The 13,664-nt window shown below is 71.9% G+C and carries 11 protein-coding genes; 1 reads left to right on the top strand and 10 read right to left on the bottom strand.

The window, feature by feature from the left end; genetic code table 11:
* Positions 1–1,206 (top strand): phytase (locus tag GKQ77_RS16155; protein WP_219689472.1); only part of this gene is annotated, 1,206 nt, incomplete at its 5' end.
* A gap of 254 nt (positions 1,207–1,460) precedes the next feature.
* Here the strand turns inward: GKQ77_RS16155 and GKQ77_RS16150 are convergent.
* The 10 genes from GKQ77_RS16150 to GKQ77_RS16105 all read right to left on the bottom strand — a co-directional run bounded on the left by GKQ77_RS16150 (position 1,461) and on the right by GKQ77_RS16105 (position 13,293).
* Positions 1,461–3,065 carry an FAD-dependent oxidoreductase gene (locus GKQ77_RS16150; protein ID WP_219689471.1) on the bottom strand — a complete coding sequence of 535 codons (1,605 nt, stop codon included), beginning with the start codon at positions 3,063–3,065 and terminating at the stop codon, positions 1,461–1,463.
* Positions 3,066–3,076: 11 nt separating this feature from the next.
* Positions 3,077–3,991: an AurF N-oxygenase family protein gene (locus tag GKQ77_RS16145; protein WP_219689470.1), complete on the bottom strand. Its 915-nt coding sequence runs from the start codon at positions 3,989–3,991 to the stop codon at positions 3,077–3,079.
* 169 nt (positions 3,992–4,160) lie between these two features.
* Complete coding sequence (locus tag GKQ77_RS16140) at positions 4,161–5,372, bottom strand: MFS transporter (RefSeq protein ID WP_219689469.1); 1,212 nt, start codon at positions 5,370–5,372, stop codon at positions 4,161–4,163.
* Positions 5,350–5,910: a GNAT family N-acetyltransferase gene (locus GKQ77_RS16135; RefSeq protein WP_219689468.1), complete on the bottom strand. Its 561-nt coding sequence runs from the start codon at positions 5,908–5,910 to the stop codon at positions 5,350–5,352. The genes GKQ77_RS16140 and GKQ77_RS16135 overlap by 23 nt, the downstream gene beginning before the upstream one ends.
* A gap of 23 nt (positions 5,911–5,933) precedes the next feature.
* A complete protein-coding gene (locus GKQ77_RS16130; protein ID WP_219689473.1) occupies positions 5,934–7,112 on the bottom strand; it encodes a type III PLP-dependent enzyme in 1,179 nt (392 codons plus the stop codon).
* 8 nt (positions 7,113–7,120) lie between these two features.
* On the bottom strand, positions 7,121–8,452 hold the full coding sequence (locus GKQ77_RS16125) for a DUF6271 family protein (RefSeq protein ID WP_219689467.1): 1,332 nt from the start codon (positions 8,450–8,452) through the stop codon (positions 7,121–7,123).
* Positions 8,434–9,483 carry a phytanoyl-CoA dioxygenase family protein gene (locus GKQ77_RS16120; protein WP_219689466.1) on the bottom strand — a complete coding sequence of 350 codons (1,050 nt, stop codon included), beginning with the start codon at positions 9,481–9,483 and terminating at the stop codon, positions 8,434–8,436. The genes GKQ77_RS16125 and GKQ77_RS16120 overlap by 19 nt, the downstream gene beginning before the upstream one ends.
* A 347-nt stretch (positions 9,484–9,830) precedes the next feature.
* Complete coding sequence (locus tag GKQ77_RS16115) at positions 9,831–10,640, bottom strand: SDR family NAD(P)-dependent oxidoreductase (protein ID WP_219689465.1); 810 nt, start codon at positions 10,638–10,640, stop codon at positions 9,831–9,833.
* Between the two features lie 152 nt (positions 10,641–10,792).
* Positions 10,793–12,271, bottom strand: coding sequence for an FG-GAP-like repeat-containing protein (locus GKQ77_RS16110; protein ID WP_219689464.1), 1,479 nt, complete (start codon positions 12,269–12,271; stop codon positions 10,793–10,795).
* A gap of 116 nt (positions 12,272–12,387) precedes the next feature.
* The gene (locus GKQ77_RS16105; RefSeq protein WP_219689463.1) at positions 12,388–13,293 is read right to left on the bottom strand and encodes a glycoside hydrolase family 16 protein; all 906 of its coding nucleotides are present in this window, start codon (positions 13,291–13,293) and stop codon (positions 12,388–12,390) included.
* Between the last annotated feature and the right edge of the window lie 371 nt (positions 13,294–13,664).

Here is a 13,664-nt window from a genome sequence, read left to right as displayed (position 1 = left end):
CTGCCCGCCGTCGCCCCCCGCGCGGAGACCCCCGTACTCCACGACGACGAGGCGGGCGGCGACGCCGACGCGGACGACCCGGCGATCTGGCGCAACGCCGCGAACCCGGACCGCAGCCTGGTGATCGCCACCGCCAAGCAGGGCGGCCTGCGCGTCTACGACCTGGACGCCCGCGAGGTGCAGTCCGTGCCCGCCCCCGCCGCACCGGGCCCGGACCACGCGCCCGGCCGCTTCAACAACGTCGACCTCCTGCATGGGCTGCGCCTCTCCTCCGGCCGCGCCGACCTCGCCGTGACCAGCGACAGGGGCGGCGACCGGCTCCGCTTCCACCGCATCGACCGCGACCGCCCGGGCGGCCCGCTCACCGATGTCACGGACCCCGCCGCCCCGCCCGTCTTCTCCTCCTCCCAGGAGCAGATCGACGAACAGCGCACCGCGTACGGCCTCGCCACCTGGACGGACAAGTCCACGGGCCGCTCCTACGCGCTGGTCAGCCGCCGGGAGCGGACCAGCGTCGCGCTGCTGGAGATCACGCCCGGCGCCGGCGGCAAGGTCGACTACCGCAAGCTCCGCACCCTCGACCTGCCCGCGAAGTTCCGCCTCCCCAACGGCACTTCGTGGACCCCCTGCGGCGAGCCCGGCGAGCTCCCCCAGGTGGAGGGCATGGTGGTCGACCCGGCCAACGGCACGCTGTACGCGGGTCAGGAGGACGTCGGCATCTGGCGGATGCGCGCCGACCTGACCGGCAAACCGGAACTCGTCGACAAGGTGCGTGAGTTCGGCGTCCCCGGCACCTACGACGAAGAGACCGAGGAGTGCGTAGCCGGCGCCGACCCCGGATACGGCGGCAGCCGCCTCAGTGCCGACGTCGAAGGGCTGACGCTGCTCACCGAGCCGGACGGCGACGGCCACCTCCTGGCGTCCAGCCAGGGCGACGACACCTTCGCCGCGTACGACCGCGAGCTGTCCGACGCCAACGAGTACGAGGGCGGCTTCCGCGTCACCGCGGCCTCCTCGGAGCTGGACGGCTCGCAGGAGTGCGACGGTGCCGCCGCGCTCGCCGCGCCGCTCGGCCGCACGTACCCCGACGGACTGCTCGTCGTGCAGGACGGCCACGACTCCCCCGGCGACGGCGAACGCCCCTCCACCAACTTCAAGTTCGTGGACCTCGGTGACGTCAGGGACGCCCTTGAGGAGGGCCGGTGAGGAGCGTCGGTGAGGATCGTCAGTAGATGTTGACGAAGCCCCACCAGGTCCTGCCGGCCCGTTCGCAGTAACCCCGGGTCGCGGGCGTCGCGTTGATGTGCTGCAGGACTCCGGCGTCGCAGTACGTTGCTCACGAGAGTGGGGGTGGGGGCCGTGCTGGCCCTCGGCACGATGGCGGTCCCGGCACAGGCCGCCCCGGCACAGTCTACAGCCATGATGTTTCCCTCCAAGGACACCGGCCCGTTTCGACACCCCTAGCGTGCGCCGCGGACTTGCAGGAGACCTTGGAGAAACCTTGAATCGGCATGTCGGCGGCTGCGGCGGCGGGCCAGGCGGTGGAAGGCGCGGGTCTCGTGACGCGGCGCGGGGAGGGTTTCGGCGATCGCGTCGGCGAGGAGGGTGGAGACCGTCTCGGCGGCGCAGGTGCGGTTGGCTCCGATGCCGCCGGTGGGCCCGCGTTTGATCCAGCCCACGACGTACGTTCCCGGCTGCCCGGTCACCCGCCCGGCTTCGTGCGGGACGGTTCCGCTGAGCTCGTCGAAGGGCAGTCCCGGTACCGGCAGGCCGCGGTAGCCGATCGCGCGCAGCAGCATGCCCACCCCGAGGATCCGCTCGCCCGCGTCCGAGGTGACGCGCACGGCTTCCACCCGGTTCTCGCCGAGGACTTCGGTGGGGCGGCAGTGGAAGCGCAGGACGATGCGCCGTCCGGGGGCGGGCGGTGCGTCCCACTCCATCCGCCGGCGCGTGACGCCGTGCAGCGCGGCGGCCTTGTCCCTCGGTGCCGCCTCGTCGAGCGCGCGGGCTATTCGCGGGTCGTGGTCGTCGACTATCAGTTCCACGCCGGGCAGGTGCTTGAGAGCGAGCAGTTCGGAGGTGGTGTACGCGGCGTCCTCGGGTCCGCGCCGGGCGAGCAGGACCACCTCGCGGACCTCGCTGTCGCGCAGCGCCGCCAGGGCGTGGTCGGCGATGTCGGTGCGGGCCAGGGCGTCCGGGTCGGCGAGCAGGATGCGGGCCACGTCGAGGGCGACGTTGCCACTGCCGACCACGACGACGCGCTCCGCCGACAGGTCGATGCCGTCCGGGGTCGCGTCCGGGTGGTCGTTGTACCAGGCGACGAACGCGCTCGCGGGGATGCTGCCGGGCAGGTCCTCGCCGGGTACGGAGAGGCGGCGGTCGGCGGACGCCCCCACGGCGTAGATCACGGCGTCGTGGTGTGCGGCCAGTTCCTGCGCGGTGATGTCGGTGCCCACGTCGAGCCCCAGATGCATCCGCACCCTCGGGTGCGTGTGGAAGCGGGCGAAGGTGTCGCCGACCTTCTTGGTCGCGGGATGGTCGGGCGCGACGCCGTGGCGCACGAGTCCGCCGGCCACCGGCAGCCGGTCGATCAGTGTCACTTCGGCGCTGGTGTGCAGCAGCAGGTCCCGCGCGGCGTACATACCGGCCGGGCCGGTGCCGACGACGGCGACCTTCAGCGGGGCGAAGTCGGCGGGCAGGACGCGGGGGAAGGCCGGCTCGCCCCAGGGATGGAAGTTCGGCCCGTCCGGGCCCTGTCCAGGCGCCTCGGCTTCACCGTCGTACGCGGCGCCTCCTCCCTCGTACGCGGCGTCTTCTTCGTAGTACGCGGCATTGATCGCGGCGTACTCCCGCTGCGCTTCTGGCAGGCGGTCCACAGGGAAGACCGCGTCGACGGGGCAGGCGTCGGCGCAGGCGCCGCAGCCTATGCAGGTCCTGGGGTCGATGTGCAGCATCTCCGTGCTGCCGAACGCCCGTTCTTCCGGGGTGGGATGGATGCAGTTGACCGGGCAGACGGCCACGCAGGTGGCGTCGCCGCAGCAGGTCTGGGTGATGGCGTAGGTCATGTCGGCCGGATTCAGATGAGGTGGGCGCGCTTGTAGAAGAACAGGGCGGGCCTGGTGAGCAGACGGCACGAGGCGAGGAACTCCATGAGGCCCGAACAGCTGGAGCGCATCATGGACTTGTGGTGTTCGTTGGCCTTCGCCTCGGCGCGGGCGCGCTCGCCGTCGAGCCCCGCGTTCGCGTAGACCTCGCGGTTCACCATGCTGGTGACGATGACGTACGACGCGATGGCTATCACGAGGGCGTTGATCTGACGGCGTACCCGGCCCGCGCCCGCGAGGCGCCTGCGCGTCTGGTCGCGGGCGAACTTCATGTGCCGGGACTCCTCGACGACATGGATGTTGTTGATGGTGCGGACGAACGGCACGACCCGCTCGTCCCGCATCCAGTCGCGCTGCATGACGTCGAGCACCTCCTCGGCGACGAGGATCGCCGCGTACGCGGCCTCCCCGAAGGCGACCGATTTGAAGACCCTGCCCAGTTCGACGGCGAACCGGTGCGGCCGGTAAGGAGGCGCGCCCAGCTTCTCGGCGCCGCGCGCGAACATGATCGAGTGGCGGCACTCCTCGGCGATCTCGGTGAGCGCCCACTGGACCTCAGCGCTGGTCGGGTCCTTCGCGTAGACGTCGCGCAGCACCATCTGCTGGAGGATCATCTCGAACCAGATACCGGTGCTCGCCACCGACGCGGCTTCCTGCCGGGTCAGTTCCCTGCGCTGCTCCTCGGTCAGTTCCTGCCAGTAGGCGGTGCCGTAGAGCGTGCTCCACTCCGGGCTCGCGCCGTGGAAGCCGCGGTCCAGCGGGGTCTCCCAGTCGACCTCGGTGGCCGGGTCGTACGCGAGGACGGCGGCCGAGTCGAGCAGCCGCCGGGCGATGTCGCCCTCCGGGGAATCGTGTGGTGCGCTCGGCCGGACAGTGCTGCCTGCCATGCTGCGGCTCCTTGACTCGGACGTCAGGGCGGGGCCCGCGGCGCCCGCGCAGCGGCACGCCTGGACCCCCTTGTTAGACAGACCGTATAACAAGGGGGTCGGGTAGGCCTACCCTCAAGTAGCCTCAGATGCGGGGCCAAGTGGTGTCAGGTAGCGCGGCCAAGTGGTGTCAGGTGCGGGTCAGCTGCTCCGCGGGCGTCCACCTGATCCGCGTACCGCACGCGGAGACGACGAGCGCCGACGCGGCGACCGCGGCGAACCCCCACACGAGGCTGCTCGCGTGGGCGATGAAGCCGATGAGCGGGGGCCCGGCCAGCAGACCCGTCGTCCCCATGGCGGCGACGAGCGTGAGCGAGTCCGAGCCCTGTCCCGCCGCGGCCACGTAGACGCACGGGGTAACGGCTGCGATGCCGAGGCCCACGCAGGCGAAGCCGAGCAGGGCGGGGATCAGGCCGCCGCTGAGCAGGGCGAGGAGCAGGCCCGCGCCCGCCAGCGCGCTGCCGGCCACCACGACGCGGCCGTCCCCCCAGCGGCTGCGCCAGCCGTCGGCGAAGAGGCGGGCGACGACCATCATGCCGGAGACGACGGCGATGCCCAGGGGCGCCAACTCGGCGGAGGCGTCGGCGACATCCTCCAGGTAGAGCGCCGACCAGTCGTTCATCGCGCCCTCGGTCACGGTGCCGAACGCCATCGCGACGCACATCCACAGCGTCATACGGGACGGCAGGGTCCACTTGCGGGCACGCTTCCCGACCCTCTTCTCCCCCGCCTCACCACGGGCCTTCTCGCCTTCCTGCTCGGGGAGTTGATCCTCTGGCAGCAAACCCGTACGCGCGTACGCCGCCAGCAGGAGCAGGAGCGCGGCGGCCGCGGTGAAGTGGACGGCGACCGCCGAGGTCAGCGCGTTCATGCCGGAGGCGAGGAGCGCGGCGAGCAGGGAGCCGCCGCTGAACGTCGCGTGCAGCCGGGCCATGGCGTTGCGCGCGAACCTGGTCTCGAGGGCGGCCCCTTGGGCGTTCATGGCGACGTTGAGGCAGCCCACGAGGACGCCGTCGACGCACATCACGAGGAGCGCGACGGGGTAGTTCGGCGCGGCGGCGAGGGCCGGCAGCAGCAGGGCCAGACAGAGCGCCGAGAGGAGCGCGAGGCGCTGCGAGCCGAGGCGCCGCATCAGCGCCGCGACCAGGGGGAACGACACCGCGGCCCCGACGCCCGCGGCCATCAGGAGCACGCCGACCTCCGCCGCGCTCAGGCCGAGGTCGCTCTTGAGGGCGGGGATGCGGGAGGCCCAGGTGGCGTACTGGAAGCCGAGCGAGCAGAACAGGGCCGCGATCGCCAGCTGCCCCCGATGGAAAGGATCACGTACGCGGAACACCCGCATCAGCCCACTTCTCTGATTCTCTGCGCGGTACCGGCCCGGCCGGCACCGCCCTGGACATATACACGGCGGTCGGGCCGTATCCGGCGGGGGGCGGGGCCCCTTGGCCGGCGGTGAAGCCACGGGCCGACCAGAACGTCTCGCTGCCGCCGACGGCCACCAGGGAGATCTGCTCGTAGCCGTGCGCACGGGCCGTCATGGTGAGGTGGTTCAGGAGGAGCCGCGCGAGCCCTCGGTGCCGCAGTTCCTCCGCGACGACGATGTCGTGCAGATGCAGGTTGCGCGACGTGAGCGCGGGCGTCTCGTCGGTCCCGCGCAGCCGTGGGTAGGCGGACTCCGGGTAGGGCAGGGCCAGCAGATAGCCCGCGAGGCTCCCGTCCACGTCCAGCGCGAAGCAGGTGTCCGGCGACGCCAGTGCCTTGGACTCCAGGGCGGCCCGCCCCTCCGACAGGCCGAGGGGGTCGTAGGCGCGGTGTTCGAGGGCGTCGACGCCGTCCCAGTCGTCCGCGGTGATGCGGCGTATCCGTATCTCGTGGCTCACGCTCCCCGCCTCCGTATCGTGGCTCACGTGTCCCCGCCGTCTATCCAGGTGTACGGGAGCGGGCTGAAGCCGTTGAAGCCCCGCGTCATATAGCTGGTCGCGTACGCGCCGCAGGACAGCACCCACACGGGGTCGCCCGAGGCCAGCGCCTTGGGCACCGGCACCAGGCCGTGTTCGTGCGAGAAGGCGTCGTCGCTGTCGCAGGTGGGGCCCGCCACCACGGCCGGGACCGACTCGGCGCCGTGGTGCGAGGGGAAGACGAGACGGTACTGCACCTGGTCCATCTCGTAGAGGCCGTTGAACTTGCCGCAGCTCAGATAGAGCCAGTACTGACGCTCGCCGTCGGGGCCGCGCCGGGCGGCGAGCCGGGAGACGTGCGCGCGGATGGCGCCCTGGTCGGCGACGAGATAGCGGCCGGGCTCGATGACGAAGCCGAGCCGGTGGCCCCGGATCTCGCGCAGGCGTGCCATGCCCTCGCGGATCACCGTGAAGATCTTGTCCAACGGCGGGTCGAGGGGCCTGCCGCGCTGGTCGCGGTAGCCGAGGGCGGGCAGACCGCCGCCGAGGTTGACGTGGTCGAGAGAGATGCCGCGCCGGGCGAGGGCGGCGAGGACGTCCGCGATGCGGTCGAGGGCGTCGCGCCAGGCGTCGGCCGCCATCTGCTGGGAACCGACGTGCACGGACAGGCCCGCGGGGGTCAGCCCCAGCTCGCGGGCTCTGTCCAGCACGGCGACGGCGTCGTCGGGCGTACATCCGTATTTGTGGCTGAGTCCCCAGAGCGCTCCGTCGCCGCTTGTCGCCAACCGGCAGAACACCCGCGCGCCCGAGGCGTGTTCGGCGAGGGCGGTGACGTCCTCCAGGCTGTCGGTCGCGAAGTCCCTGAGGCCGAGGCGGTACGCGTCGGCGATGTGGGCGTCGGACTTGACGGTGTTGCCGTAGTGCATCCTGGCGAGCGGCACCCCGGCGCGCAGCGCCTGCTCCACCTCGTGGGGGCTCGCCGCGTCGACGCCGCAGCCCCGCTCGGCCAGGCGGGCGAGGACCTCGTCGACCGGGCAGGCCTTCATCGCGAAGCGGACGGCGACGCCGGGCAGTTCGCGGCGGAGCGTGTCGTAGCGCTCCTCGATGCCGGGGAGGTCGAAGACGATCTGGTCCTCGGCGGCGTTCGCCAGGGCGTCGAACAGCGGTGCGGTCTCGTGCGTCATCGTGGCGCTCAAGTGGGCCGTCCCGCCTCGGCGGCCGCGGGCAGGTGCGGACCGGTGTCCTTGCTCGCCCGCACCAGGGGCTCCCAGGCCTCGGTCAGCAGCGCGAAGTCCTCGATGTCGCGGCGCGCCTCGTCCAGGAGGCGTTCGCGACGGGTGGCGAGGACGTCGGCGAACCGCGCGTATCTGCCGCCGAGTCTGCGGTAGGCGGCGTCGACGCGGTCCAGGCGCTGGACGTTCTCGGTGCGGTCGAGCGTGGCGCTGCGCCGGGCGAGGGCGCTGATGGCGGAGCCGCGGACCTGGCCGCTCTCGTCGAGGAGGGCGTCACCGGCCTCGGCCATCCGGTCGTAGACCTCGTTGAAGTAGAGCATCGAGAGGAAGAACTTGACGAAGCGCGTCTGGTACGCGATGAAGCCCGCGTCCGTTCTGCGTTCGGGGGTGTAGAAGTTGACGATGTCGCGGTTGTGCAGGACGCCGGGGAGTGCGGCGTCGTGGACCAGGTGGATGAGGAAGTAGTCGCTGCCGATGGTGTCGGTGGCGGGCGGCAGCGGTACGCGTTCGTGCACGCCGTGGAAGCTGATGTTGCACATGTCCACGCGCATCGGGTCGACCAGGGTCAGCGTGGCGTGGTCGCCCGTGAAAGCCTCCGTGCCCGCTCCGCGGAAGGAGTCGTCGACGAGTTCCCGCTTCTGCTCGTCCGACCAGTGGCCGGGCGCCCAGAGGCTGACCACGTCGTAGTAGACCTCGGGGTCGAGGTCGCGTATCTCGCCGATGTCCACGGACAGCTCCCCGACGAAGGAACTGCCGACCATCGCGACGCGCTTGTCGGCGTGCCGCTGGTCGAGGGCGGTCTCGACGGGTCCGCGCGCGGCGTCGGCCGCCCGCTTGCCGAGCGACGTCAGCTCGTGGTGGACGGGGAAGACCGGCTGCCCGTCGGCGACCTGGTAACGGCTGTCGGAATCCCTGCGGTGCACGGACTCGCAGCCGAGCGCCGCCGCGATCAGGAAGGCACGGTTGGTGCAGGCGCCGTAGGAGAGCCTGGCCGGGAGCATCAGCTCCAGCATCAGCTCGGGCTTGGCGACCTCGGCCCGGGCGATCACCCGGCGCAGGAAGTCGCGCTGCCGTGCCTCGTCGAGGTGGTGGGTGATCACGCGCGGGGTCTCGCCGAGCGCGCGGACGGCCCCGGCGTGGGCGGTGAAGGTATCCGGGTCGGAGGAGTCGAGGATCAGCAGGTGCACCTCGACGTCGAAGTGCGCGGCGGCGTAGGCCGCTTCCCCGCCGATCGCCGCGATCGTCTCGGGGCAGGCCCGGTTGGTGGGGAGGGTCAGGCAGATGCGGCGCATGCGGCGTCGGCGTCCTCTCCGGTCCAGGACGTGAGGCCGAGCAGCTTCTCGCCGAGGCCGTTGAGCGTGGCGGTGCCGTAGCGGAGCGACTCGTGCTTGTGGGCGTCGCCGAGGAGCGTGGCGTTCCAGTCCGGGGTGGAGAGGTGGCGCCAGGAGTCGACGCGGGAGCGGCGCAGCTCCTCGTGGGTCTCGAGCGCGGGCATCATCGACAGGTACTGGACGGCGCGCACGCCGTCCGCGGAGGTGTTGGGTGCCACGCCGTGCGCGAGCAGGCCGTTCCAGATCAGCAGGTCACCGGCTTGCAGTTCGGGCCGGATGACGGGCATGTCGTCCTGGTCGATCGCGGGGCGTATCGGGTCGCGGTCGTCCGGCTGGAGCGCCTTCCACCGGTCGAAGCGGCGGAACAGCTCGGGGCAGCACTGGAAGCCGCCGTGCTCGTGCCGGGTGTCGTCCAGGGCGATGATGCCCTGCACGCGCTGGGGCAGCACGCCGAGGGTGGTGTCGACGTCCCAGTGGAGGTTGATGTCGAATCCGCGCTCGGTGGGGGCGATCAGGGAGCGGGAGCGGTTCTTGACGTTGGGCGGGTTGAGGTTGAGCCGGTCCAGGGTCACCCACAGCTCGTCGCAGTCCCATACGTCGGTGAACGCGTCGTACACCCGCTGGGTCTGGCGGCTGTCCCAGATGAGCTGGTGGTGGTAGGCCTCGACGAAGCCGTAGACGTGCAGTTCGCGGTCGAGGTCGGAGCGGAACTCCCGCTCCTCGTACCAGGTCTCGGGGCGGCCCCGGTCGAGCCCCTGGAACTCCCAGGCGAAGTCGAGCAGGTTCTTCGCCGACTCGGCGGGGATCGCCTGCTTCACGACGACGTAGCCGTACGTCTGCCAGAAGGCGAAGTCCGCCTCGGACAGCACCTTGAGCGGCTGCCGCTTGGTCAGGTCCCGCAGCTGTGTCTGCGCCAGATAGGTCTCGCCGTCGGCGCTGAAGTACGGGACGGCGGAGGGGGCTCGATGGAGGTAGCGGTCGGACGCTGCCATGGGGGCTCCAAGGTTCGGGCTCTGCTGAAGGCGGGCGCGGCGGCGCCTGTCACCTCCGCCCCTCGTCGAACTTGCGTACCACCAAAATGGACTAGACCAACTCGCGCTGTCAACAATTGATTTGGGCGCCTTGTGGAGCAAAACGACGATATTCGCCCCCGGTTCATGCGCCCTTCACATCGGGGTCGGTCGAAAATTCAACAGGTAACTCCCGCTGGAGCGACGGCAGTTAGCCTGAACCAAGCGCCGTACCGGCCCATGACTGGTGGGCACGGCCTCCTGCTCGCCGTGCCCACCTGGTCCGGATTCGCGCCAAACGCTCCGGGCCTCAGCCGCCCACGCGTCGGCTAGCCGCGCGGTGTGATGCTGAAGTCGAAGGCGACCGTTCCGGGGTCGATCGCCGTCACCCCGCCGTCCACGGTCAGCGCCGCCCCGTTGACGAACGACGCGGCGGGCGAGAGCAGCCACGTGATCGCCTCGGCCACCTCCTCCGGCTGCCCCGGCCGACCGGCGGGGATCAACCGCGCCGCCTCCTCGTACGCCGCGTCGCTCCCGCCGTCCCCGAGCCCGGCCTCCTCGGCGAACCGCGTCATCCGCCGGTCGGCCATCTCGGTCCGCACCCAGCTGGGACAGACCGTGTTGGCACGCAGCCCGTCCTTGCCGTAGTCGACGGCGACGGAGCGGCACAGCTGGAGGAGCGCCGCCTTCGATGTGGCGTACGCCGCGTTCGCCACGCCGTTGCGCAGCGCCGCGACCGAGGCGACGGCGACGACCGAGCCGCGCGCCGCCAGCAGATGGGGCAGCGCGGCCCGCAGGAGCAGGAAGGGGCCGGTGAGGTTGGTGCGCATCACCAACTCCCAGTCCTCGTCGGCGATGTCGCCGACCGCGCCGCTGCGCCCTACCCCGGCGTTGAGCACGAGCCCGTCGATGCGCCCGTACGCCTCCACGGCCGCCTCGACCAGACCGGCGACGGCCGCCGGGTCGCCCGCGTCGGCGGGATGGGCCAGCGCGCCGGTCTCCTCGGCGACGCGGCGCAGCGGTTCGGGGCGGCGGCCCGAGACCACCACGTGGTGCCCGGCCGCCCGCAGTTGGCGGGCGGTGGCGGCCCCGATGCCGGTCCCGCCGCCTGTGACGATGACAACTCGGCTCTCTGTCATGCCTGTTCAGCCTCCGAACGCAGTCGTGAGCGCGTGGTGCGATCACCGTTCCATCTCACTGTGATATCAGCGTGATCATACGGAGACACCCGCTCACGACCGCGTTCCGGAAGGGGTTTCAGGCCGCGCTCAGACGGCCTGAAAGGCCCCGCTCACTCGTCGATCGCCGCGCCGAACGCCGCCCCCGTGCCCGGCGCGCCCAGCGACGCCCCGCCGTAGGTCCAGGACCCCGACGCGGTGACGCCGCCCGTGCCGGCCGAGAGGACCCACACGATGCCGTCCCCGGCGTTCTCACCGGGCGCGGCCGCCAGGAGGCCGAAGCGGCCGTCGTTGTTCGGGTCGGAGAGCCGCACCTGGGCGCCCCACTTGTCACCCTTCTCGGGCACGCCCGGGATGTCCGCGGAGTCCTGGTCGAACGACTTGGCGCCGGTCGCCGTCACGCCGTTCTCCGAGCCGCGCAGCACCCACACCGCGCCCGCGTCGGCGACGGTTCCGATGTCCTCGCCGGGCGCGCCGATCGCCACGTCCGCGTAGCCGTCGCCGTTGGTGTCCGCGACGGACAGGTCGGCGCCCCAGCCGTCACCGCGCTCGGGGTTGCCGGGGACGCCCGCCGAGCCCTGCGTCCACCACTTGGCCTCCTCACCGAGGCCGTCCGCGGTGCCGTAGCGCACGCCGACCAGGCCGCCGGTCATGGTCTCGCCCCCGTCGTCCGGGGAGGCGGGCTCGCCGGTCACCAGGTCGTCGTAGCCGTCGTTGTTGATGTCGCCGGACGCGGCCGCGGGGCCGCCGCGCAGGTCGCCCTTGTACGTGAGCCCTTCGGCGCCGCCCGCGAAGTGCATGGACCACCCGTGGCCCGGCTCCTCCGGGCCCACGGTCACGCCGGAGACGACGAGGTCCGCGTAGCCGTTGTCGTCGTAGTCGCCGGTGGTGAGGGACTTCGGCAGGATGTGCCGCTCCTCCGCGGCGGCGGAGAGCCGCTGGGTGTCCTGGCGGCGCAGCGGTGCCTGCCCGGGCTGCGGCGACGCGTCGTACGCGAACAGCTCCAGGTCGTCGCGGTCCAGTACGGCGAGCACGTCGCCCGGCGTGTCGCCGGTGAGGTGCGCCGCGGCGAGGCCCAGGCCGAACTGCTCGCCCTTGGTGGGCTCCTGGCTCTGCAGCCAGTCGCTCGCCGAGCCGGTGAGCCCGGCCTTCGAGCCCCACAGGATCGCGACGCCACCGGCGTCCGCCTGGTCGTCGATGTCCTCACCGGGGATGCCGATGACCGCGTCGTCGTAGCCGTCGCCGTCCAGGTCGCCCGTGGCGACCGCCTTGCCGAAGCCGTCGCCCGCCTCGGCGGCGCCCGCGACCCCGGACGTGGACTGGCTGAAGCGGGCGGCGTTGCTGGTGCCGATGCCTCTGGTCGAGCCGTACTGGACCGTGACGAGTCCCGCGCCCTTGTGGCCGCTCACGGTGGCGCCCGGGGCGCCGACCAGCACGTCCTCGTATCCGTCGCCGTTGAAGTCGCTGTTGCGGTCGTCGGCGTGCGTACCCCCAGGGGTGCCGGCGTGGGCGGCGGGGGCGGTGGCGATGCCGGCCCCGGTCAGCAGAAGGAACGATGCCGCGGCGAGGGCGGCCGAACGGTTCTTGCGCACGAGCGGCTCCTGTGAAGGAAGGTGGCCGGGCTGGCGCGGGGGGTGTCCGGAAAGGGCCCGTTCCTTGTCCGGCGCCCTGTTCGACACGGCATGGGTCACAAGGGTTGTACGGGAGTTCACTTCCAGCCGTACGCGTAGGCCGCGACCCACGTGATCTCCAGCCGCGCGCTGCTGCCGGGCGCCGCCCCGGGCCCCTCAAGCGCGCTCTCGTTCTGGAGCACCCAGGACAGGGGCTTGTCCGGCACGTTCCTCGTGTCGTGTCCTATCTCCCGGCCGTCGACGAAGAAGCGCACGTGGCCGGGGGTCCACTCGGTCGACACGGTGTGCCATTCGGTCCAGTCGTCGGCGCCGTGGAACGAGCCCTGCTCGCCGCCGCCGCAGGGGTGGTGGAAGGCGCTGAGCGACCCGGTCCACTCGCCCTCGGGGTGGTCCATCTCGCAGCCGCCGCCGTAGTGCAGCCAGGCCGACTTGTAGCCGGGGGCCGGCTTGGTCACCTTGATGCGGGCGCTGTACTTGCCGTACTTCATCTGCATGACGGCACGTGGTACGACCGCCGCGGCGTGCACGGGCCCTCCGTCGGCGGGCCGCCACATCCGGACGCTCATCCGGCCGTCGCCGTTCTCCGCAGGGCCCACGCTGACGGTGTCCTCGGGGTGGTAGACACCGACGACCTCTCGGCGCCGGTCGTTGGCAGTGTCCCGCCAACCGGTCGGGTAAGCCCACCAGTTGTCGCGGTAGGAGCCCTTCAGCCCCGCGCAGTACGCGGCGGAGGTGTCGGCGTGGTGGTCGCAGCCGCTGAAGGAGCCGAGCGGCACCCGGTCGCCGTTGAAGTCCTCGGCCAGGACCTGCCAGAACGGCCCGCAGTCACCGCGCGGCAGCGAGGCGCCCGCGTCACGGCAGGCGTCGGCGGAGAGCGGGGCGCCGCCCGCGCCCGGGAGGGACAGCAGGGCGGCGAGCAGCGTCGCGCCGAGCGCACCGAGCACGATCGGTCTGCGCCGTCCCGCCACCGCGTGTGATCCCATCGCGCTGCCTCCGCTCACGGACGCCCTCTGAGGGGGGCCATCCTGGCGGAGCGCACACCGCCCCGCCATCCCTCGCGGCGAACCCGGTCGACGCCGCCCCCGACGCCCGGGACGCGTCCGGCGCCCCTGATGCACCGGATGCGCCGGACGGCCCCGGTCGCGCCGGGCGGTGCGGACGACTCGTCCTTTGCGGTGTTCTTCGTATGGATGATCGGATCGGTTGAGTGGCACCGGCCGTCCCTCGTGCGAGCCTCCTCCACGTCTCTTTGACCTCATGAGGAGCTGACGTGCACGTGACCTCCCCCTCCCTCGTCCAGTCCGGGATGAGGTATCTCTGCCTCCTCGGCCTGGTGGCCGGAAGCGGCCTGACG

The sequence above is a fragment of the Streptomyces anatolicus genome, from assembly GCF_019400875.1.
Lineage (GTDB): Bacteria > Actinomycetota > Actinomycetes > Streptomycetales > Streptomycetaceae > Streptomyces > Streptomyces anatolicus.
This window is presented reverse-complemented; position numbering and strand designations above follow the sequence as displayed.

Coding starts and splice junctions, on each gene's coding strand:
- GKQ77_RS16150 (WP_219689471.1), bottom strand. CDS start 3,065: ATGACCTACGCCATCACCCAGACCTGCTGCGGCGACGCCACCTGCGTG.
- GKQ77_RS16145 (WP_219689470.1), bottom strand. CDS start 3,991: ATGGCAGGCAGCACTGTCCGGCCGAGCGCACCACACGATTCCCCGGAG.
- GKQ77_RS16140 (WP_219689469.1), bottom strand. CDS start 5,372: ATGCGGGTGTTCCGCGTACGTGATCCTTTCCATCGGGGGCAGCTGGCG.
- GKQ77_RS16130 (WP_219689473.1), bottom strand. CDS start 7,112: ATGACGCACGAGACCGCACCGCTGTTCGACGCCCTGGCGAACGCCGCC.
- GKQ77_RS16125 (WP_219689467.1), bottom strand. CDS start 8,452: ATGCGCCGCATCTGCCTGACCCTCCCCACCAACCGGGCCTGCCCCGAG.
- GKQ77_RS16120 (WP_219689466.1), bottom strand. CDS start 9,483: ATGGCAGCGTCCGACCGCTACCTCCATCGAGCCCCCTCCGCCGTCCCG.
- GKQ77_RS16115 (WP_219689465.1), bottom strand. CDS start 10,640: ATGACAGAGAGCCGAGTTGTCATCGTCACAGGCGGCGGGACCGGCATC.
- GKQ77_RS16105 (WP_219689463.1), bottom strand. CDS start 13,293: ATGGGATCACACGCGGTGGCGGGACGGCGCAGACCGATCGTGCTCGGT.